The following is a 21,266-nucleotide window of genomic DNA, read 5'->3' as shown; positions in this document are numbered from 1 at the left end:
CCGTACGCCCGGAAGTGTCGAGTGCGTCCCCCCGCCGCCACAGGAGAATCATGTCGCCCCGCAAGGTCCTCGTTGCCGACGACGATGACGACATCCGTCAGCTGGTGTCGTTCAAACTGACCCAGGCCGGCTACGAGGTAACCGAGGTCCCCGACGGTTCGGCTGCGGTGGACAGCCTCGCCGCGGACACGTTCGGGCTGGCGGTGCTGGACGTGATGATGCCGGGGATGTCCGGGCTGGACGTGCTGCGGCGGATCCGTACCGACGAGTCGCTGGCCGACACCAAGGTGTTGCTGTTGACCGCCCGGTCCTCCGACGTCGACGTGGATGCCGGGTTCTCCACCGGCGCCGACGACTACCTGGTCAAACCCTTCAGCCCGCGTGAGCTGGTGCATCGCGTGGCGGCTCTCGTCGGGCGGCCCTGAACCGTGGTCGTCGTCCCGGCGTGGTTGCTGCAGGCGACGCTGGCCGTGCTGGCCAGTTCGGCCGTCGTGATGGTGCTGGTGATCGTCGTCGCCCGCGTCACCCGTTACGTCCGCCAGCGGCAGATCGCCCGGCTGGTCGCACCGTTGCGGCCCCAGCTGCTGGCCGTCGCCGCCGGGGAGGACGACGACAGCACGGCGCAACGTGACCTGGTCACCGCCCCGGCCCGCTCCCGACGCCCCCTCGACGACGCGATCGTGGGCCTGTTGTCCAAGATCGCCGGTCCGCCGGCTCGAGCGCTCGTCGGCGTCCTGCGGTCGCACGGGGTGACCGACCTGGCCGATGCGCGGCTCCGGTCGCTGTCGTCTGTGCGCCGTGCCCGGGCGGCCTGGACCCTGGGGCTGATGCGAGACGGCACCCGCGCGCCTGCCATCGCAAGACTGTTGGCCGACCGGTCGGTCGAGGTACGGATCACCGCAGCGCGGGCCCTGGGTCTGATCGCCGACCCGGCCCAGGCCGGGGCGGTGCTCGCCTCGGTCTGTCCGGACCAGCGTGGCCGCCGACTGCCGAGCTGGGCGGCGGTCGAGGCCCTGGCTCCGGTCGGCAGCCTGGCGGCCGACGAGCTCACCGAAGCCTTGCGCGACAGCGATCCGGAACCGCGGACGGTGGCCGCCACCGTGATCGGCCACGTCCCGGTGATGGCCGGCGCTCGAGCCGTCCGGGAACGCTTGGCCGTCGAGGACGACCCCGCCGCGCTGGCCGCCCTCGCCACCGCGCTGGGCGAGATCGGCCGGGCGGACGACGTGGCCGTACTGGCCCGGTTGGCGTCCGAGCAGACCGACGACGCCGTACGGGTGGCCGCGATCGAGGCGTTGGGCACCTTGGGCGAGGTCGCCGGCATCGACCACCTGGCGGCGTGGCTCGCTGACTCCCGAGTCGTGGTCGCCGAGGCCGCAGGTCTCGCGATGGCGCGGCTCGGCCCGGCCGGCACCGCCCGACTGAGGGCGCTCCGCTCAGCCGGACCGGCGGGAACTGATCACGGTGGGGCTGATCATGATGCCCGCGTCGGCCGGGTGGTGTCGTACGCGCTGACGATGGGCATGCTGCGCACTGGTGGGGAGGCCGTCAGTGGATGAGGCGACCGAGGCGGTCCGATTCGGGTTGGACTCGATCTTCGCCGTGATCGCGATTCCCGTGCTGGTGTACTTCTTGTTGATCAACTCGTCGTACCTGGTGCTGGTGCTCACCGCGACCACCCAGTTCTGGCGCCAGACCCGGCGGGTCGCGTTCGCCGGGCGGCACGAACTCATCGGGGCCGCCGTGCCGCCGGGGGTCAGCGTGGTGACGCCGATGTTCAACGAGGCGGCCGGGATCCGCACCTCGGTCGAGTCGATGCTCGCCCTGCACTACCCGAGCCACGAGGTGATCGTGGTCGACGACGGCAGCTCCGACGACGGCTTCGCCGTCCTGCAGCAGGCGTTCGACCTGGTGCCGGTGGACCGGCAGATGCCGACCGGGGTGCCGGTCCGGGAGCCGGCCACGTCGATCCACGTCCCCCGCAACGGCCGGACCCGGTTGACGGTGGTGCGCAAGGCCAACTCGGGACGCTCCGACTCGATCAACGTCGGCATCAACCTGGCCCGGGAAGACCTGGTGGTGTTCGTCGACTCCGACTCGATCCTCGACCCGGACGCCCTGCTGTCGGTCGCCAAACCGTTCGCCGACGACCCCGACCGCATGGTCGCCGCCGGCGGCGTGATCCGGGCGGTCAACGGCTCCCGGGTCCGCAACGGACGCGTGGTCGACATCCGCCTGTCCAAGAAGCTGTTGCCGAGGATTCAGGTCGTGGAGTACCTGCGCGCCTTCCACCTCGGCCGGGCCGGGTGGGCGGCGATGAACGCGCTGATCCTGATCAGTGGGGCGTTCGGCGTCTTCCGCCGCGACGTGCTCGTCGAGGTGGGTGGCCTGGACCCGGACAGCATCGGCGAGGACTTCGAGTTGGTGATGCGGGTCCACCGCCGGATGCGACGCGAGCGTCGCCCCTACCGGATCACCTTCCTGACCGAGCCGATCTGCTGGACCGAGGTGCCGAGCACGCTGAAGGTGCTGCGCAGGCAGCGATCCCGCTGGCACCGGGGACTGTGGGAGACGCTGTGGGCCTACCGCGGCATGCTGTTCAACCCGCGGTACGGGCGGGTCGGGTTCGTCGCCCTGCCGTTCTACTGGGTGTTCGAGCTGATCGCACCCCTGCTGGAACTGGCCGGGCTGCTGTTGGTGGTGCTGGGGTTGGCGTTCGGGGTGGTCGAGCCCGGCTACTTCGCGCTGTTCATGCTGGTCGCGTACGGCTATGCCGCCCTGGTCACGTTGGCCGCGATGACGGTGGAGGAGTTGACATTCCACAAGTACGGCCGGTGGCGCGACCTGGTGGGAACGATCACCGCGGCCGTCGTGGAGAACCTCGGCTACCGCCAACTCACGGCCGTCTGGCGCATGCAGGGCTGGATCGCCAGCCTCGCCCGACGCAAGCAGGAGTGGGGGACGATGACCCGTACCGGATTTGACCTGGACGAAGGATCCGGTCAGCCTGGCGGCACGTCATGAGCGAGTCGGCACAGCGCAGCGAGCCCCTGGTTGAGGTGGCGCACACCCCGATCACGTCGCCGAAGGCGCCGACCGGTCGCCAGATGACCGCCGGGGAGCTGCTGCTGGTGATGTTGATCATCGTGTGTGCCTCGGTCGCGGCTGTCGCGGGTACCTCACTGCTGAGCCTTCGCACGATCGAGGCGGAGGAGCACGCCTACCACGAACAGATCGTGCCGGTCACCCGGTCCGTCCAGGCCATCCGGGCCGGGATGCTGGATGCGCAGACCAACTATCGAGGTCACCTGCTCGGCGGGAGTCCGGAGATGCTGGCGAGATTCCAGGATCGGCGGCAGGTGCTGGCCGGCCAGCTGGAGCAGTTGCGGGTCCGGGCCGAGGACGTGGAGTCCCTCGACCCCGCGGAGGTGGACGCCCTGGGGGTAGCGCTCGACACCTGGTACGGCGACGCGGCCCGGCAGCTCGAGCGACGTGCCCGTGGCGAGCAGGTGTCGCTGGCCGAGTCAGCCGAATCGTTCGCGGCGGCGAGTCGGCAGCTCACCCAGTTCGAGGAGCAGGTGCGAGACGCCGGCGACCGCCGGCTGGCGGAGACCCGGTCGGCGATCGCCACGGCGTGGACGACCGGGATCGTCGCGACCGTGCTCGCCGTGCTGATCACCGTGCTGGTGGCCGCCGCCGTCCAGCGCCGACTGGTCCAGCCGCTGGGCTATCTGCGGCACGTGGTGGTGAGTCATCAGGCGGGTGTCCGGCGGGACTGGCCGATGCCCCGCGGTGGGGTCAGGGAGGTGACCGACCTTGCCCTCACGCTGTTCGCGTACGGCGATGTCGAACAGGCCGTGGAGGAGCAACGGGTGCGCAGCATCGAGCTGTACGCGTTGACCGCGCGGACGGCACCGGTGCTGGCCAACGCCGACGGGGACGACGAGCGGTGGGCGAGCGCGTGCCGGATGCTGGGCGAAGGGTTGGCGGTGTCGCGGGTGGCGGTGCTGCGGCTGCAGGGGGAGACGATCACGGTCCTGGGCATGTGGCGCGACCCGGCTGCTCCGCTGCGCGAGACCGGGATCGAGGAGGTGCCGCCGGCCGAGGCGTGTGACCTGTTGGGCCCGGACTCGGCCACGTGGGTGGCCCGCGTACCGGACCAGTTCGACCAGTTCCCGTCTGCCCTGGCCCGCGCGGCCCGGGCCGGTGGGGCACAGTCGGCCGTCGTGGTGCCACTGGCGATGCCGCACGACGAGTGGTGTGTGCTGACCGTGGGCTCGGCCACCCAGCGCGACTGGTCCGTCGACGAGGTGGAGTCGATGGAACGCGTCGGCAACCAGGCGAGCCGGGCGTTGACCCTGGACGGCTACCTGCGCAGCCGAGCCGAGCTTGATCAACAGAAGACCGACTTCCTCTCGACAACGAACCACGAACTGCGGACACCGCTCACCTCCATCGCCGGCTACCTGGAGATGATCAGCGACGGCGACTACGGGCCGGTGCCCGATCGGGCGGTCGCCGCGCTCGGGGTGGTGGAGCGCAACGTCGCACGACTGCGCACCCTGATCGAGGACCTGCTGTTCATCAACCGATACGACTCCGGCCGCACGCTGGGCAGCCGGGCGCTGTTCGATCTTGCCGCCGTGGTGGGATCACTGGCGGATCTGTTCGCGCCAGCTGCCGACGCTGCTGCGGTGACCCTGACCATCGACAACGGTGACGAGTCGATCATGGTCGACGGTGATCAGGAGCAGGTGGAGCGCTCCTTGGTCAACGTGGTCAGCAATGCGATCAAGTTCACCCCGCACGGGGGCCGGGTCCTGCTGTCGGTACGGGCCCTCCCCGACGAGGGAGTGGTGCGGGTGACGTGTCGAGACACCGGGATGGGGATCCCCGCCGACGACGTGCCCAAGCTGTTCGAACGGTTCGTCCGGGCGTCGAACGCCCAGAGCGAGCAGGTCAGCGGCACCGGGCTCGGACTGGTGATCGTGAAATCGGTGATCGAGGCCCACGGCGGATCGGTCGGTCTCGAGTCGGTCATGGGCGAGGGTACGGTGGTCACCTTGGAGTTGCCGCTGGCCGGGATGACCGACCCGGCGGCAGGCGATTTCACATCGGCAGAGGGTTCGGGCTAAACTCTCCGGGTTGCCGAAAGCCCTGTGGGGCCCGGCGACGCCCACGGGCAGCAGTCCGTACGGGGCTATGGCGCAGTTGGTAGCGCGCTTCCATGGCATGGAAGAGGTCAGGGGTTCGAATCCCCTTAGCTCCACCCAGTCGCTCTTTGTCAAGTGCATCTGACGCTCGAGAGCGCCTTCGTGATCGCCGAGTCGTCGGCCCGGTTGCGCCTGAGGCGGTCGATCTTGTGCACGAAGACGAGGACCACCGGAGGCTCCAGGGATGTACTTCAGCATCCCTGAAGCTCGGATCGCTCGATCGATGTGCCGGAGCGGCCGCGCTCGACGGACTTCCGACGACGAGCGACCCCATTCCAGCGCGCGTCACCGGTTCGACTCCCGCTGCACAGGGATCGACAACCCCCTCGGGCTAAGAACCCCGTCATGTCTGATCGAGGTGGAGACGCGGACATAGGGCACGGCCCGAAGCGGGAACAACGGACTCTCTGTGGTTGTAACAGTCACGGACCAACGCTTCGGGGCCCAGCCGCGCGCTATGTGCGAGGTGGCGGGGTGTCACCGTGGCTGAACACGGGATCCAGGTAGGAGGCCAACAGCGCCATCTGCTGGTCGAGGTCTGCTTCACAGACCGCCTCCAGCCGTTCCTTGCGACGCCAGGCAGCCCACTTGGCCTGACCGATCCGTCCGTAGCCGACCACAAGCGGTGCGATGGGCTCGAGGGTGACGCCGCGGTAGCCGGCCACGGCTCGCGCGGAACGGAGCAGCCCGTCAGCATCGATGCCTTGCCGGGCGAGCTGGACGATGTCGACGTAGTCGCGCCACCGAGTGCTCGTGATCCCTCGCTCCAGGATGGTGACGCCCTTCTCGGCGATGGTGGTCTCAGGCGCGTAGCCGAGCAGTGCGATCGGTTCGCCCAGGACGCGGTCGATGTGCACTTGGCGGGGAGCGGGCACGATCGGATCTCCGGTGGAGACATCGCATGCGGCGGCGCCCGCCCACGGTCCGATCGACACGCCGACTCGCACCCGGAATCCGGGGTAGTCGGTGTTCTCGCGGATCTCCTGCACGTTGATTGAGTCGAGATCGAAGACCACCCCGTCCCCGGTCCTGACGGTGGCGATGTCGTGAACGACCGCGATGAGGTGATCGGCAGTGACGTCCGCCCCGATGGCGTTCACATCGGCGTCCCTCGTTGGCCGCCGTACGCCGTAGGCGGCCAGCAGGATCCCGCCCTTGAGCACGAACTTATCGGCATGGGCGGTGCGAGTGAGCCGATCCAGGAACGACTCCAGCGTGTGCCGGATCAGGTACTCCTGCGTAGGCGAACCCGTCCCCGCCTTCGTGCCTGCGGAGCGTGCCGCGGACTGGAGACGGCGGAACACCTCATCTCCCGTGGTCATGCCAACGCCTCCAATGCGCGCAGGACCGGAGTCTTCGCCCGGGGAAGCCGAGAGGCGATCTTCATCAGCCGAGCAGGCTTGCCGCCGCGGCGCAGCCATTCCTTCAACGACTCCCGCGCCAGCTCGTACCCGACCTCGCCACGCAGCCGGAACGCGTCCGCGATCGACCGCTCGGGCGAGTAGATCTTGATTGCCTGATCCGTGCCCGGAATCGGGATCTCGTCTCTTCCGATATCGAATGTGGCCGGGTCGAACTGATGCCACGCGATCGCACCCGTGCTCGCCGGCGTGCGCGATCCGCGCGGGATCGCGACATGCAACGCTGCGGGGATCGCATCGGTCAGATCATGGTGAGCGAGCGCCGACGCCAAGCAGATCGTCGCCTGCGGGCGACGGGTGGCGGCCTCGATCCAGTCCCAGTCGGCCGCGGGAGCATCTGCGGGCAGGTAGATCCCCCGCGCGATCCGCTCCAGCCGCCCCTCGCGCGCCGCACGGTACAGCCCACTGCGCGACAGGCCAGCCCGTTCAGCCGTGCCTGGTCTCAACGTCGACATTGCTGTCACCTCCCCAGCGGGACGAAGCGTATACACGTAAGTATAGCTGATGACGAATCGTTCCAACTTGGATATCGAGATGAGAGTGCGGACAGGTGGCTCCGACATCGAGCGCGCCGTGATGGGCACGACGGGGCGGCCCGCTGTGAACCGCTGGATGACGGCGCAACCCTCAAGCCGCCATGGCTGGATAGACTGCCCGCGCCCATCAGGCGATCGAGGAGGATGTCGGTGCAGCAGTGTGACCCCGGGACACGTCCGGAGCTGTGGCAAGGAGCGGTGTGTTGGACCCGGGTCGGTGATCTGTGGCAGCCGTGGCGACTGCTGCCCGAGGAGGAGCCGTTCGCGTACGCGCCCACCCTGTACAGCCATGCCCGATCGGCCGCGGGGGTGCGCTTCGTGGCCGACGTCGAGGCCGACCGGGTGGAAGTCGACCTGGAGGGTCGCGACCAGGATCCCAAGCCGGTCGACATCGTGGTCGACGGTGAGCTGCTGCTCCGGCAGGAGGTCTCCGGCCGAACGAGCGTCGCCGCCGACCTGCCGTCGGGGGTGCACCGGCTCGAGGTGTGGTTGCCACATGTCGGCGAGGTCAGGTTGGCCAGTCTGTCGGTGCACCACGACACGTCGATCGAGCCGGTGCCGGCTCGGACCCGATGGGTCACGTACGGCAGCTCGATCACGCACTGCGGTGCCAGCCCCGGACCGTCGGAGACGTGGCCCGCGCTGGTGGCACGAGCCCTCGACTGGGACCTGACCTGTCTCGGATTCGGTGGCCAGTGTCACCTCGACCCGGCCGCCGAACGGACGATCGCAGCGCTCGAGGTCGATGTCGTGTCGATGTGCCTGGGCATCAACATCTACGGCAGCTCGTCGTTCAACGAACGCTCGCTGCCGGGCCGGCTTGCCGGCTTCGTCCGCTCGGCTCGGGCGGCCCACCCGGAGGTGCCGCTGGTGTTGATCTCGCCGATCCTGTCGCCCGACCGGGAAGAGGCCGTGAACCAGGCGGGACTCACTCTGGGCGAGATCAGGGGGATGGTCACCACGGTGGCCGCCGACCTGCAGGGGGCAGGGGACACCGGGCTCGAGTTGATCAATGGACTCGACGTCTTCGGCCCCGGGGACGTCGCGATGTTGCCCGATGGGCTGCACCCCGATGGCCCCGGCTACCGAGTGATGGCCGAGCGATTGACGCCGAGGCTGATGGCGGCAGCCAGCCGTTGATCAGCTGCACATCATGATCAACTGCTGACCTCCGAGTTCGCGCTCTCGCCGGCCTCGGCCGTACGTCGGAGGAAGCGTGCGACGGTGGCCAGCTCGGCGTCGGTGAACTCGGCACAGACTCCGTCCATCGCCTCGTTCATGGGTGCCAACCGCTGGTACAGCTCACCATTGCGGTCCGGCAGCGCGCGAACATGCACCGCCCGTCGGTCGGCACCGGCCGGGTCACGTTCCCGGATGATCCAGCCTGCGCGTTCCAGCCGGTCGAGGATGCCGGTCAGCGTGGCCGGATGCAGGCCGACCCTGACCGCGAGGGAACGTGGTGTCAGCGGCCCGTGCCGCCCGATCACGTCCAGGCAGTCGAGATCGATCTCCCGCAGCGCCAGGTGGGAGCTGACGTTGCGGTTGAGCAGCGCGAGCTGGGTGCGAACGTCACGCAACGTGGCCTTGATCTCGACGATCAACGATCGCTTGGTCTTGCCCACCACCAGCTCCTATCGTATGGTTTCCATATCATCTGTAAAACGTATGATAGCGGGGCCTACCCCTCGGCAGGCTCGGGGAGCATGACCAAACGCCGTCGAGCTTGTCGAGACGTCCGTCGAGCACCCCCAGCGAACGGAGGCAGCCATGCACCTCGAACCCGGACACATCGTGGAACATCGCCAACTGGAGACCATCCACGGGGAGGTGGTCTCCCTTCCCGACCCTGACCGGGTCATCCACCTGCAGTTCCGGCGGTTCGCCGGATGTCCCTTGTGCTGTGTGCATCTGCGAGATGTGGCCCGCCGTTACGACGAGATCCGCAGTGCCGGCATCGTGGAGCTGGCCGTCTTCCATTCCGAGGTCGACGCGATGCAGGTGCACCAGGGCGACCTGCCCTTCGCCGTGGTCTCCGATCCCGCACGCGTGCTTTACGACGAGTTCGGCCTCCACACCTCCGCGCGGGCCGTGCTGGATCCACGCGCCTGGACCGGGCCGCTGAATCCGTACGCCTGGCAGGTGGGGCTCCGCGAACGTGCCGAACTCAACCGGTTGGGACGCTTCGGCCGCGGGGAGACCTGGCTGATGCTGCCGGGTGACTTCCTGATCGCACCGGACGGGCGCCTGCTGGCCGCCCACTATGGCGTTCACGCCAATGACCACTGGTCGGTCGACGAGTTGCTCGGGATCGGCGTCGAGGTCGCCTGAGATCACCGGCGGCCACCGAGGGCCCGAGCCGCCACCACGGCGGCCGCTGCCGACCACGCTTGCGGTCGGCAGGTCAACGGGTACGGCGTCGGGCGGCTCCCATCAGGCACCTCGTCGCCGGACCACAGCTCGGGCAGCCGATTGTCGAACAGCACCCCCGCACGGAGCAGTCCCTCGGCGAGGGTCCGAGCATGATCATCCAGCCCGGCGCGGAGCATGCCATCGATGATCATGGCCGTGTCGTGGGGCCACACTGAGCCACAGTGGTAGGACAGCGGGTCATAGCCTCCTGCCTCGGCCGACATCGTCCGGATGCCAAGCCCGGTGAACATGTCGGGCCGCAGCAGCCGGTCAGCGATCTGGCGTTCCTGCTCCGGCTCGAGCAGGCCGGTGCCGAGCAGGTGGCCGATGTTGGAGGTGACGGCATCGACGCGGTTCTTGTCGCCGTCCAGCGCCAGTGCCGGGTATGTCTCTGCTCCGTCGCGCGCCCAGAACGCGTCGGCGAACCGGTCCTTCAGCGCAGCCGCCCACGGTCGCAGCGCTGGGTCCGGCTCGCCCAGTCCGTCGAGCACCTCCGCCGCGGCGATCGCCGCGGCGTGGTGGTAGCCCTGCACCTCGCACAGCGCGATCGCCCCGGTGGCGATCCGGCCGTCGGCGAAGCGGACGGCGTCCGGACTGTCCTTCCACCCCTGGTTGGCCAACCCCGTTCCCAACGGGTCGAGGTATTCCGCGAACCCGTCACCATCGGCATCGGCTCCGATGGGGCCGCTGCCGGTGATCCACGCCAGCGCCGCTCGAAGGGTCGGCAGCAGTTCCTGCAATCGCTCGATCGGCACTGCCGCGGTCCGCCACACTCGATGGAACAGCAACACCCACAGCGATGTGGCGTCGATGGTGCCGTAATAGCGGGCCTTGAGCAGCATGTCGCCGTGCTGGACGTCGGCGCGACGCAGTTCGTGGATGATCTTGCCCGGTGCCTCGGCCGCGTCGGGGTCCACTTCACGTCCCTGCAGCCTGGCCAGGGTTCGCAGCGTGCCGAGTGCCAGCTCATGATCGACGTCGGCCAGGAACAGCGCGGTGATCAGCGAATCGCGACCGAACAGGGTGAGGTACCACGGCGCACCGGCAGCGGCGAATGCGTCGCCGGGCTCCTCCAGCCGTGCCAACCGCAACCCGCGCAGATCGGCCAACGATTGCCGCAGCCAGGTTCGGGCCCAGCGGTCGGCTCCGGGGGGCAGCAACGTGTCGGTCACCACATCCGGTTCCGGTCCCGGCGACGTCGGCGTGGTCATGATCGCGTGGGCATCGGTGATGCCCACGCTCCAACTGATCTCGACGGGCCGGCGCGTGCCGAGTTTCGGTGCCCAGCGCAGTACCAGGAAGTCGCCGTCGATCATGAACGAAGCCTCGGCGGCTGTGATGTGCAGGGTCAGCGGAGGATGCCTGACGGTGGCGCCCCCGTCCCCGGGCTCGGGGCGCCATGGCACCAACGGCGAAGTCGCGCCATGGCGAGGGACGGCGATGTCGGTGAAGTCCGACCCCAGGCGCAGGGTCACGGCCGGTTCGCTGGCCCTCTCGGAGCTCGTCACCAGCTGGATCGTCTCGGTCAGCCGGCCCGGTGAGATCCGCCGTCGGCGCTCCACCCGTACGACAGAGGCCGGCGACTCATCGCCCTGCGGCACCACCCCGGTGAACGTGGCCCCACCCGGTTCGAGCCCGGTGTTGAGGTTCGTCACGGGCGAGCCGTCGACGGACAGCTCGCACGTCGCCAGAACGCGCAGGTCGCCGTGCCACAGCCCTTGCGCAGACGCCGTACCGGCGTCGTGGTGCTGGTCGCCGTCGGCTGCCGACAGTGACACCGTTGGCGCCGCGACGCATGTCACGAGGTCGTGCAGGAACGGGACGCCGTGAGCCATGGCTCCCATTGAACCGCGCCGATGACGAGATGGCCATCAGTCTGCTGGATGCGCTGATCACTCGGCCGGTGGTGGGCGAAGGTCGAGCAGCATCTCGCGTCGGAGTTCGACGTCGGCTGCCGCGCCGTTTTGGCTCAGCAGCTCCAGCATGTCCTGCTGGCGTGGCTGTCCGAATGCCAAGCGGTAGAGCGTGACCTCCTCCTTGAGCTGAGCCAACCGTGGCACGTCGATGCTCATGGCGTAGGGCATCACTACACGACGGATCTTCGCCTCACCCGGGTATACCCACCACGGAGCAAACTCACCGAAGTTGCTCTGCTCATCCAAGGCCAATCGGAACGCGGTCTGCCACGGGTTGGGGTCAGTGCCCGTGAAGATGCCAGTCGCGTGGCGGGCTGCGATGTTGCGTCGGGTCGCGTGCCCGGCGTACCGGTCGATGCGTCCCTCACGCTGCTCGAAGTCCACCGGATTCGCCGGGGTGTTCCAGTGGACAACCGCGTGGCTCCACCGATGGAAGTCGATTCCCTCCTGTCCAACGCTCGTCGACGCGAGAACGAACGGCCAGAACGGGCTGTTGAAAGCCTCGCGAACCTCCGGCATGCGGGCATCGTCCGTCGCGTCGCGCTTATTGCCGTACCGCAGGGCGAAACGGGACGTGAAGGCTATCGGCTGTTCTGGATCGAGCGGGTCCAAGGCGGTGTACCGAGAGGGGCGCATGCTGGCGGAACCTGCCACCCGCTTGGCGGCGTCGAGCAACAGCTCATCGGTGAGTGCCGGCATTCCCATGTCGCTGTACAGATGGTTGATGTGTTCATCGAGCACCGACTGCAGGTTGCCCCAACCGCAGTACTCCAGAACAGCCTGCCAGTAGTAGGACGTCGAGCCCGCAGTGAGTTGATCAAGCAGCAGCATCGATTCAGGCCGGTTGAACAGGCTGCGCAACCCCTCGGCCAGGGCTGCGGCGGCGTGCCAGTGACCGGCCCGCGTGACCCCCTCATGGCCGGCCACCACCCGACCCAGTGCGCGCCAGGCGATGTTGGCCGGGGAGTGGACCGCGATCCTGGCCAGCATGTCGGCGAGGTCCGGGGGTGGGGGTGGCTGCGCTGCCGACCGCGCGGTGGCACCAGTTCGCGTCTCCAGCGCCCGATGGACATGCGCCCGCACCGCATGCCCCTCGTCGTCGGTCTCACTCGGATTTGTCGAACCCAAGTGCAGCCCAGGGTCGTCCACGTCATCGGGCAGGGAGTCTGGCCGACGCAGCGCAGCCATCCAGTACCAGACCTCGCTTGCGGTGCCTTGCTGTGGTGGGCCCGTAGGGAGCTCCGAGGCCAGTACCTGCCGCACGTGCTCGTACAGCATCGTCGGGTCGACAACACCGCGAGCCCCACGAGCAGCTGCCAGCGGATCGCCGAGCTCTGCCAACCCCGGCATCGGCCAGAACAAAGCCAAGGTGCTCATCGTCTGCGCCTGCTCGTGCTCCACTCGGTAGCGCAGTCGCTGCGCCATCCGTCGCGTGGGCTCGTCGACATCGGCGAAGAGATGGCTCTCGGCCGCATGACTCAGCAAGGCCGCGACCGCCGTTGGGGTGGCTGACCACGACGAGAACACGAGTCGCTTCGTCATCCCATGGGCATACGGCTCGGCGAAGGGCCCGCGCGGGACGAGATAGGGCAGCGAAGGCGGCACCCACAGCAGTTGCCACCAACCGGCGTCGACCGTCGCCTCGGCGAGGGCACGCAGTCGCGCATTACCGTACTCGACAGGGCGCCGGTGAACGATGGCCTCGCGATCGATGCGCTGCGTTGTTCGGAGGAATGGGGCAAGCTCCCGCCGTCGTTGGGGATTGGCGAGTGCGCTCTTCAATCGTTCTCCGATGCGGTAGCTGTCACAGAAGTTGATGAAGTACGGAGCCGACTTCCAGTACTCGACCGTCATCGGCGCTTCCAGCTCATCGGCCAACTTTCGCAACGCCAGGTAGCCGAGGACATCGTCTGGTTCGAGGGGACTCTTGGCCGTTACTTCGGTGAGCCGCTGGCTGGCGCTGTGGTCGGTTCGCTCGTTACGCGACATCACCTTGGTCAGGGCGTCCTGCAACGCCCGGGTGATCTCGGTCGTGGGCCGCCCGGTGGTGGCGGCTCGGCGGTACTGCTCGAAGGTGGTGGCGATGCCCTCCGGGTCGACGTCGTCACTGCCGTTGCTGAGGAAGTCGAGGGTGAGCATGAAGTCGCGATGGTGATCATCCTCGACCTCCTCGGCCAAGCTGTACGGCTTGTACGGTGTCGCCGAGAGCAACAACACCTTTGCCGTGCCCTCGTACTCGTACAACTCGTGGGCCAGCTCGCCGGCGTCAGTCTCACGACTCAAGAGATCACGGAACCGCTGGAACTCGTCCAAGATCACCAGATCGGGCTCCAGCGTCTCCACTCCTGCCCGGGCGAGGGCTGTGCGGAGCGCGCTGACGAGGTCCTGCGCCTCCGAGTCCTGCGCGGGTGACAGGTGTTGACGCCGTCCGATGTCTTCGATCAGGCGGCGGAATCGTGGGATCAGCGTGTGCCCGACCGATCGCAGGAAACTCTTGGTGATGGTCGGATCGGGGCGGTGGTCCAGTTCCTTGGCCAGCCACCTCACCCAAGCGTCGAACGCGGCTACTGAGGCGAGCCTGCCCTGCAGGATGCGTTGGGCTGCCTTGCGCTCCCAGAGGTTCGTCAGGCGCAGCCGATCCTCCAACATGAGGAACAGCAGAGCCCGCTCCTCCGCGGTGCCCAGGTGTGAACCGCGGTTGAACGACGTGCCGGGGGTGAACGAGATCAAGTTCACTGGCTTGCCCGCGTCCACAGCGAGACGATCGAGAGCGCGGGAGTGCTTCGCCAACAGCGTGAGACGGCTGGTCGATTCGTGCATGGAAGCCCCGAGGACATTCAGCCGTTGCAGGTTCTGCCGAGCGATGTCCTGATTGGAGCAGATGTAGACAATGTCGATCCGCTGCACGGCAGGGTCGTCCTGCAGTCGTTCAATGGTGCGTGCGATCACACCACGGGCCACCATGCTCTTGCCCAAGCCGGTTTCGTCGGCGACCAGGAACCGTCTGGATGAGTCTGGGGCGAACAGCTGCCTCGTGGCGTGTTCAGCAGTGTCGCGCTGGAAGGCGCGAAGATTGGCGAGGACCGCTGAGGCATCGAATCTGCTCATGGCCGGACACCTCCGGATCGCTGCCGGCCCCTTGCCTGCTCGATGACACTCCAGAAGTCGAGGAAGTCCTCACCCATCACGGCACGCCCATTGGGCGTTCTGGCCAACTTGCTGACGAGCTGATCGAGGTCGTCCACCGCCGACGGTCGCTCGGCCATCGCTCGCAGCACCATCTCGAGGGCACCTGATCCGGCGCCTCCGAAGGAGCTCCCGCCGCCCACGTCTACGAAGGGTGCTTGGACGGAGCTGTCATCGATACTGAGGAGCAGGGCCAAGAACTGGAAGAACTTCTCGGGGGTATTCACCTGGCGCGCCAGCACTTCGTCGAGTCGACCCTTGGGGTCGTTGACCAGCCGTGCCCTGACCACGGTGCCCAGTGGCTGCGGCAGGTCCGGGCTCTTCACCCGCCACACCACGAAGGGCGTGACGTCTGCTGGTTCCACGTTGCTGAGGGTTGCGACCAGGCACTGCGAGGCGTCGCGTACGTGATGGGCCCGGCCGGCCAAGGTCAACAGCTCCACGGTTGCGGTGAAGCCAGTGGGCAGCGGCGGCTTGCCGTCCGTTCTGATGGTGACCGTGTGGGGTGCTCCGCCGGGTGCGACGGTGACGGTGTGTGTCATCGTCGCCAGAGCACGTAGAACACGCTCCAGATCGCGTTCGGCATCCTCCTCCGGTGAGGGTATGACCCCGCCTTCGGCTGGGTACTCCTCCAGCATCGTCAAGAAGGGGGCATCCGGCCCGACCAAGGTCTCCACCCCGAGCTTGCTCTGTCTGCCGATCAGCTCGACCAAGATCTCGACATTGCCTCCGAACGCCGGACCCGTGGCGTTCGCAGAGCCGATGAACATGTGGGCACGGCGATTGCGCTCGACAACGTAGAGCTTCGCATGCAACCCGGAGAGGTGACTGTGTTGGTTCGGCGCGGGCCTGTCATGGGCTGTGGGGGCAACCTCGTCGTCGCGGGTCAGCCCGGCAAGACCGCTCAGCTGGTAGGTCCTGGCCGGCTCAACCGCGGCCGGCGACAGTCGGTCCATGGCTTCGATCCGTGAGACCACGCTCACATCGCTCGACCCTACGGTGACGTGGGCGAGGCCGTCATCGGTGACGAACGGCGACACCACCAGGTGCCGGCGCCCGCTGAAGTCGGGGCCGGAGCTGTTCGTGATCCCGAAGGTGTGGAAGGCCATCTCCGAGACGTCCTCGGGCAGCTCCCACTCGATCCGACGGACGTCCTCGGACAGCCCCTCGATTCGTGCCTGACGATCGGCGGGAAGGGGCGTGCGGGACATTCCGGGCAGGGCCCGGATGAGGTCGGCGAGGGGGCGGTTGCTGGCCTTGCGACCGCTGGCGCGCTGCCCGTCCAGGCACAGCGAGATGTCCCAGGAGTGGTCATGGGTGAGGTTGCGCGTGAGGACCAGCAGGCGGTGCGATGTGTCGCTGGGATCGTCCGTCCTCACGTAGCGCATGAACCACAACTTGGGGTGGAACAGATGGCCGGGGCGGCGAACACTCACCTCGTGCAGCATCGGCTCGAGGAAGGCCATGAGGTCGGCAGCCGCTGTTGGTACCTGGATGTGCCCGAGCTGGCAGAAGACGTCGATCCGATCAGCGGTGGAACGGACGGCTTCGAGGGCGGCCATGGGATCCCCGGCGATTCCTCGCTTGTGGGACGCGAACGCCAGTGGTGGCACCAGGGCGGCGGTCAGGTCGAGGACGAAGGTGGTGGCCACGGCAGCGTCGAGCTGGTAGCCGAGTGGGGCCCTCAGCTGGTCGAGCAGCACCGAACGCGCATCGGGAGCAAGCATCGTCTGTCACTCACTCTCGCGATCGATACCAGCGTGGATGTCGCGCACGATGCTGCGCACGTTGGGCCATCTGAACGCCAGCCGGCCGGCACCTGAGGCGCCCGACCACATCTGCAGCAGCCGATCGTTGCGGAGCCGTGACTGGGAACCGCGTCGCCGCTCCCGAGACGTCACGATTCGGCGGAGGTCTATGTCGTCCGCGGCGCCGTCGAATCTCCGGTCAACGACGGCCTCGAGCCACGTACTGACAAACTCTCTGGTAGCAGTCGCGGCCCGTGACCCACCTTCTGCCATGAGGATTCGCCACATCGCGCGTCTGTCCCACAGGCGCAGGTCCACAGTCGCGGCGTCGCAGTCATGCGCCCAGTTGACCAGCCGCTCTCGGAACTCCTCCGACTTGCCCTCGATCCTTGTCAGCCCTTGGCCCTCGTACCGTTCGGCGACCAACAGGTTGTAGAGTAGGGAGGCCCCCTGCATGCACAGGCTGAACAACTCGGCGTGCTTGATCATGTCTCGCGTGGTCCCGACGGTGGTGAGGCATGCCGGGTCATCCCACGGGCCGCGGCTGTTGTTGATCGTCCGGGCGCTTCCCTGCACCAGGTGTGCAAGCAGGGAGCCCGGGGTGGTGAGCGCGATTCGTTCCGCCAGCCACACGGCCTCGGCGCGCCGCATCGTGAAACCGCCCCTGAGCTCGTCGGGGAAGCCTTCGGGTGGGTTCGGGATGGAGCCGTGCCAGTCACCGGTGTCCCGGGCGACGAGTTCCTCAGCCTCGTGGAGCACTCGCCGCAGATCGTTCCGCGAGAGCTGGTCCCCGGCCACGTCTTGGCGCAGGATCTTGTACTCCCGCATGCCGTTCCAGTAGATCGTGGACGGCAGGGTCTTGACCGCCGCCCCGGCGACCTTGCCGATGAGGCCGTCGATGTCCTCGTCGTCCTTGGCCTTGCGCATCGCCTCGATCAGTCGGCGTTCCCGGTTGTCGACCCACTCGTTGAGCCGGTCACCACTGCGCCCTCGACGCTGGCCGAGTGCATACAGCCACGGCACGATGAGGAAGTAGCGCGCCCGTGTCTGCAGTACCGACGTGCCGGGGAACAGAGCGTCGGAGAAAGCGTCCCGCAACTGGCCGATGCCCAGTTCGTCGCGACTCTCCGGCTGGATGAACAGGCTGATCAGCTCACGGGCCCGCTTCTGCTCTTCTACCGACACGTCCAACCAGGCAATGGTGCTGGCCATCAGCTCGCTCCTTCCGATTGGGACTCCAGAGACGCCACGCGGTCGAGCAGGTGGCGTACTTCGGCGTAGGTGGGCGACATCGCGTACGCATGCTGGTGACATCCCTCGGACAGTCGCGTCCACGCGTACTGCGCCGTGGTCGCCACCGAGGGCTCGTCCGCGTAGGCGACTTCCAAGCAGGACAGCTGACTCCGGATGGAGGCCCACGGGCCCGGCTGGACGCCCTTCCTGGCAAGGAGTTCGGTGATCCGGTCCTCGAGTGCGGCCCGACCGAGCCAGCAGGCAACCCGGTTGCTGTGCGGCCGTTGCGCCTCCAGCCGTTCGCGGGCCTGCCCGAGAAGACTCATTGCCGCCCCTGACGTACATCGTCGACGAGCCGTTCGACGTCGCGGGCGGCGCCCAACGGGTCGGTGCCGACCTTGAGGCCAGCATGCATGGCGGATCCGGCCACGCCCAGCCCTGCCTTGCGGTACGGCGGTCGGGTCCAGTCACCCATCACGTGCGACGGTTGCGGCTCGCCGTAGATGGCCAGCTCGACCCGCTGCCTGGTGGTCTGGGTGTCGTTCCATGTCTGCTCCAGGTCGAGCAGGGACGCTCCCGATCCGAGTCGCTCGCCGAAGAAGCGGTCCTTCGCGGCCGCTTCGACCGCGAAGCGCAGCATGCCGGGGAGTGTGCGGCGAAGGGCGTCCTCGGTCAGCTTCTCGTGCTGATGCTCGGTGATCATGGCGAACGCGTCGGCGAGGTACCGGGTGGCCGGATCGGTGTTCTGGGTCACGGTGACGTGTGAGTCAGCGCCACGCTCGACGGTCAAGATGGTGGCGCCCTTGCCCGACCGACGGACCGCGGCGGGTAGCCGGTCGTCGTGGGAGAAGACGATCACCTGGCGGTGCTCAGCGAACTCCGCCAGCAGCTCGACCAGGCCGTCGACCTTGGCCGGATCCATCGCCTGGACGGGATCGTCCAGCACCAGGAACCGGAAAGGAGAGTCGGCCATTGTTGCGCGGGGCAGGAACAACGCCAGCGCCAGTGCATGCAGCTCACCCTGACTGAGGACGGCGAGGCTGCCGGCCTCGACTCCGTCCACCATCGAGGGGATGACAAGGTGTCGGCTGGTTTTCCTGCCCTCCAAGGTGATGTCGCCGATGTCGACGTTGCTCTCCTGCCGCAACTTCGTCCAGGCACGCTTGGCGCCCTCCCGGATCGGCGCCAGTCGCTGCTCCTTCAGTTCCTTGTCGTTGCTGCGCAGCCAGGTCAACGCGGCTTCGAGCTTGGTGATCGCGGGGCGGTCCCGCAGGGCATCGTCCCATTCGCCCAACCAGGCGGCGATCCTGGTGCCCAGCGGCTGCCACTGATCGTCCAGCTCGGTGAGCCGCTCGATGGCTGCCGTCCGGAGTGCGTCGACAGCAGCGTGCAGGTCGTCGACCCTCTGCTCCAGGTGGTTGGCACGCGCCAAGGCGCCGGTCGAGCCACCTGCGGTCGGGGCGTCGCGCCAAGCCGCCCACGCCTGCTTGGCTGCGGTGAGTTCGGCTGCGATCAGCGGCTCGCCTTCGGCCAGCAGGCCTGGCATCGGCACCAACAGCTCCGCGGCCCGGGCACGCGCCCGGTCCAGGGCCTGCTGCGACTCCGTCAGCTCGGCCAGTGCCGCCTGCTCGGCAGCGACGTGCTCGTGCTGTTCGTCTGCCCACGTTGCGTCGAGTTCGCCGCCGGCGCACACGGGGCAAGGCATGTCGCCGTGGTCGCGATGAAGGCGAATTGCCTGCTGCAGCACCGACAACCGGGCGGCCCGTCGAGCGGCATCACTGCCGGCATCGGCCAACCTGCTCACCGCCGTCCGCAGTGCTGCCGAGGCGGCTCGGGCGTCGTCGGCGGTGAAGGGAAGCGTCAGCCGGGAGAGCTCCCGAATCGGCACAAGGGGATCGGTGGCCGGGGCAGCGGCACCGGTGACGAGATCACGGAGTGCCGTGACGTCGGGATCCTGCTTGCGCAACAGCTTCGCTGCCTGCACGGCGCGTAGGTCGTCGGGGAGCCCCTTGGCCTGCTCCTGGAGCTCCCTACGCCGTGCCGCGAGAGAACGGGCAGGCTTCTTGAGCTCGCCGAGGCGCTCATCGATCCCCTTGATCGCAGCGGCGATCTCCCCGAGCCCCAGCACCCGGCTGATCGCGTCATGGAGCTCGGACGGGGTGCCGGTGAGCATGCCGCCGAGTTCGTCGTACGACAGGATCGGCCGCAACTGTTCGAGGGCTTCGGCCCAGCCGAGCGCCGCCAACCCCGTTTGCTTCTTCTGGCCGCGGAACTGGAGCTCGGGGTGGGGATCGCCCAGCTCGGTGGCGTCGTCGTCCCAGCGGTGGGAGATGGTGAAGCGGCCGAGGACCTCCTCGACCAGCCCGATGCGGATCCTGGCCGGTTTGTGGTGCAGGTTGCGCCAGTGCTCCTGCCACAGCTTCGACCCCTTCTTCCATCGGTAGGTGGTGCGGGTCGTCGCGAACTCGAGTGCCTCGGACAGGCTTGACTTCCCCGAACCGTTCCGGCCGGCGACGATGGTCAGCCCCGGCCGCGGGGACAACGGCAGGGTGGTGCTGGGACCGATGCCGCGGAACCCCTCCACGGTGATCTCGGTAAGGAAGGTGCCACCCGGCGCACGGACCGCGGAGTCCTCACGGCGTGGCTCCGGTCGGGCGGTCGCAGTGCCGCCACCGAGGAGGCGATCGAGATCATCGTCGCCGGTCAGCGCGGCGAGCACGACGTCGATGACGTCCTCGGCGATCTCGTCGGCGACCAACCTGTCCAGCACCCAACTCGCAAGCTCCGTGCTCATGAGAATGACCCTAGGGGAAAGCGCTGACACTTTGTGTGGTGCGGATCCACCGATCGCGAGCGCCCAGGAGGCGGGCGGGGGGGATCAGGCCAGCACTTCCTGCCCACGCGGTGATGGGCGACTCGAAGTGGCCGCCTGCCCTCGGGATCACCGGATGACCGGCCCACGCGCGAATTGATCACGTAGGCTCAGTGGTGTGGGGGAGACCGATGCCGAGGGTGCTGCCCCGGTGCGCGACACCGGGTCAGGGAACGGTGTTCGCCGCGACCGACGAACGACCGACACCCGCCAACGCATTCAGGCCACCGCGCTGGACCTGTTCACCACAAGGGGTTACGGCGGCACCAGCCTGAAGGACATTGCGGACGAACTCGGCGTCACGAAGGCGGCCGTCTACTACCACTTCCCGGCCAAGGCAGACCTGGCCCACAGCATCTTCGGCCCGTTCATCGCCGACGTGGACGCGATGTTCGACGCCTTCGACGACAATCCGCCCGGGCCCCGCGATGCCATGGCCCGCTACTTGGACACCATGATCCCGCACCGGCAGGTGTTCGCCGCGATGGCACGAGATCCCGGGGCGGTGAGTGATGTCGATCTGGGAGAGGTCGGCCGGCGCTGGATCCAGCGGATGTCGGACATCCTGATCGGCCAGGAACCGTCCCCGGACGATCGCGTACGGGTGGGGGTGGCCCTGGGTGGCCTGATCAGGGCGCTCCTGGTCGACGACGTCGACGTCGCCACCATCCGTCGGGTCGGCCTGGAGTCGGCGATGGCTGCCCTGGCCAGCGGCCGATGACGGTGCGGCCC

General features: G+C 68.0%; 16 protein-coding genes and 1 tRNA gene. 8 read left to right on the top strand and 9 right to left on the bottom strand.

Annotation, left to right across the window (positions count from 1 at the left end; all coding sequences use genetic code 11):
• The first annotated feature begins 50 nt into the window (after positions 1–50).
• The 5 genes from ACQBAU_RS13065 (at position 51) to ACQBAU_RS13045 (ending at position 5,269) form a co-directional block, all read left to right on the top strand.
• Complete coding sequence (locus ACQBAU_RS13065) at positions 51–425, top strand: response regulator transcription factor (RefSeq protein ID WP_465256829.1); 375 nt, start codon at positions 51–53, stop codon at positions 423–425.
• 3 nt (positions 426–428) lie between these two features.
• On the top strand, positions 429–1,559 hold the full coding sequence (locus ACQBAU_RS13060) for a HEAT repeat domain-containing protein (RefSeq protein WP_434551583.1): 1,131 nt from the start codon (positions 429–431) through the stop codon (positions 1,557–1,559).
• The gene (locus tag ACQBAU_RS13055) at positions 1,552–3,024 is read left to right on the top strand and encodes a glycosyltransferase family 2 protein (protein ID WP_434551582.1); all 1,473 of its coding nucleotides are present in this window, start codon (positions 1,552–1,554) and stop codon (positions 3,022–3,024) included. Before ACQBAU_RS13060 ends, ACQBAU_RS13055 begins: the two co-directional genes overlap by 8 nt.
• Positions 3,021–5,135 carry an ATP-binding protein gene (locus tag ACQBAU_RS13050; RefSeq protein WP_465256830.1) on the top strand — a complete coding sequence of 705 codons (2,115 nt, stop codon included), beginning with the start codon at positions 3,021–3,023 and terminating at the stop codon, positions 5,133–5,135. Before ACQBAU_RS13055 ends, ACQBAU_RS13050 begins: the two co-directional genes overlap by 4 nt.
• A gap of 61 nt (positions 5,136–5,196) precedes the next feature.
• Positions 5,197–5,269, top strand: a tRNA-Ala gene (locus tag ACQBAU_RS13045).
• Positions 5,270–5,668: 399 nt separating this feature from the next.
• Here the strand turns inward: ACQBAU_RS13045 and ACQBAU_RS13040 are convergent.
• Complete coding sequence (locus ACQBAU_RS13040; RefSeq protein ID WP_465256831.1) at positions 5,669–6,535, bottom strand: nucleotidyl transferase AbiEii/AbiGii toxin family protein; 867 nt, start codon at positions 6,533–6,535, stop codon at positions 5,669–5,671.
• The gene (locus tag ACQBAU_RS13035; RefSeq protein ID WP_465256832.1) at positions 6,532–7,089 is read right to left on the bottom strand and encodes a type IV toxin-antitoxin system AbiEi family antitoxin domain-containing protein; all 558 of its coding nucleotides are present in this window, start codon (positions 7,087–7,089) and stop codon (positions 6,532–6,534) included. The genes ACQBAU_RS13040 and ACQBAU_RS13035 overlap by 4 nt, the downstream gene beginning before the upstream one ends.
• A gap of 231 nt (positions 7,090–7,320) precedes the next feature.
• Here ACQBAU_RS13035 and ACQBAU_RS13030 point away from each other — a divergent pair, with 231 nt between their 5' ends.
• Positions 7,321–8,310 carry a GDSL-type esterase/lipase family protein gene (locus ACQBAU_RS13030; protein ID WP_465256833.1) on the top strand — a complete coding sequence of 330 codons (990 nt, stop codon included), beginning with the start codon at positions 7,321–7,323 and terminating at the stop codon, positions 8,308–8,310.
• Positions 8,311–8,327: 17 nt separating this feature from the next.
• On the opposite strand, the gene ACQBAU_RS13025 is transcribed toward ACQBAU_RS13030, so the two are convergent.
• Positions 8,328–8,792 (bottom strand): MarR family transcriptional regulator, encoded by a 465-nt coding sequence (locus tag ACQBAU_RS13025; RefSeq protein ID WP_465256834.1) that lies wholly within the window; start codon positions 8,790–8,792, stop codon positions 8,328–8,330.
• A gap of 145 nt (positions 8,793–8,937) precedes the next feature.
• Between ACQBAU_RS13025 and ACQBAU_RS13020 the strand changes: the two genes are divergently transcribed.
• Positions 8,938–9,498 (top strand): peroxiredoxin-like family protein, encoded by a 561-nt coding sequence (locus tag ACQBAU_RS13020; protein ID WP_465256835.1) that lies wholly within the window; start codon positions 8,938–8,940, stop codon positions 9,496–9,498.
• A gap of 2 nt (positions 9,499–9,500) precedes the next feature.
• Here the strand turns inward: ACQBAU_RS13020 and ACQBAU_RS13015 are convergent, their stop codons facing one another.
• From ACQBAU_RS13015 to ACQBAU_RS12990, 6 genes are read right to left on the bottom strand one after another with little or no spacing between them, the layout of a single operon-like run.
• Positions 9,501–11,414, bottom strand: a complete 1,914-nt coding sequence (locus ACQBAU_RS13015) for a glycogen debranching N-terminal domain-containing protein (RefSeq protein ID WP_465256836.1) — start codon at positions 11,412–11,414, stop codon at positions 9,501–9,503.
• 57 nt (positions 11,415–11,471) lie between these two features.
• Positions 11,472–14,603: a hypothetical protein gene (locus ACQBAU_RS13010; protein WP_465256837.1), complete on the bottom strand. Its 3,132-nt coding sequence runs from the start codon at positions 14,601–14,603 to the stop codon at positions 11,472–11,474.
• Positions 14,600–16,408, bottom strand: a complete 1,809-nt coding sequence (locus ACQBAU_RS13005; protein WP_465256838.1) for a phospholipase D family protein — start codon at positions 16,406–16,408, stop codon at positions 14,600–14,602. Before ACQBAU_RS13005 ends, ACQBAU_RS13010 begins: the two co-directional genes overlap by 4 nt.
• Positions 16,409–16,414: 6 nt before the next feature.
• A complete protein-coding gene (locus ACQBAU_RS13000) occupies positions 16,415–17,641 on the bottom strand; it encodes a DUF6361 family protein (RefSeq protein WP_465256839.1) in 1,227 nt (408 codons plus the stop codon).
• Positions 17,641–17,988 (bottom strand): hypothetical protein, encoded by a 348-nt coding sequence (locus tag ACQBAU_RS12995; protein WP_465256840.1) that lies wholly within the window; start codon positions 17,986–17,988, stop codon positions 17,641–17,643. The genes ACQBAU_RS13000 and ACQBAU_RS12995 overlap by 1 nt, the downstream gene beginning before the upstream one ends.
• Entirely contained in the window at positions 17,985–20,456 is a 2,472-nt protein-coding gene (locus ACQBAU_RS12990) for an AAA family ATPase (protein ID WP_465256841.1), read from the bottom strand. The genes ACQBAU_RS12995 and ACQBAU_RS12990 overlap by 4 nt, the downstream gene beginning before the upstream one ends.
• A gap of 196 nt (positions 20,457–20,652) precedes the next feature.
• On the opposite strand from ACQBAU_RS12990, the gene ACQBAU_RS12985 reads away from it, so the two are divergent.
• Positions 20,653–21,255 (top strand): TetR/AcrR family transcriptional regulator, encoded by a 603-nt coding sequence (locus tag ACQBAU_RS12985; RefSeq protein WP_465256842.1) that lies wholly within the window; start codon positions 20,653–20,655, stop codon positions 21,253–21,255.
• Positions 21,256–21,266 lie beyond the last annotated feature (11 nt).

It is taken from the genome of Carbonicoccus niuqiaonis, assembly GCF_050157065.1.
GTDB lineage: Bacteria > Actinomycetota > Actinomycetes > Propionibacteriales > Propionibacteriaceae > Avipropionibacterium.
Note: the sequence above shows the minus strand (reverse complement) of the source record. Positions and strands in the feature narration are given on the sequence as shown.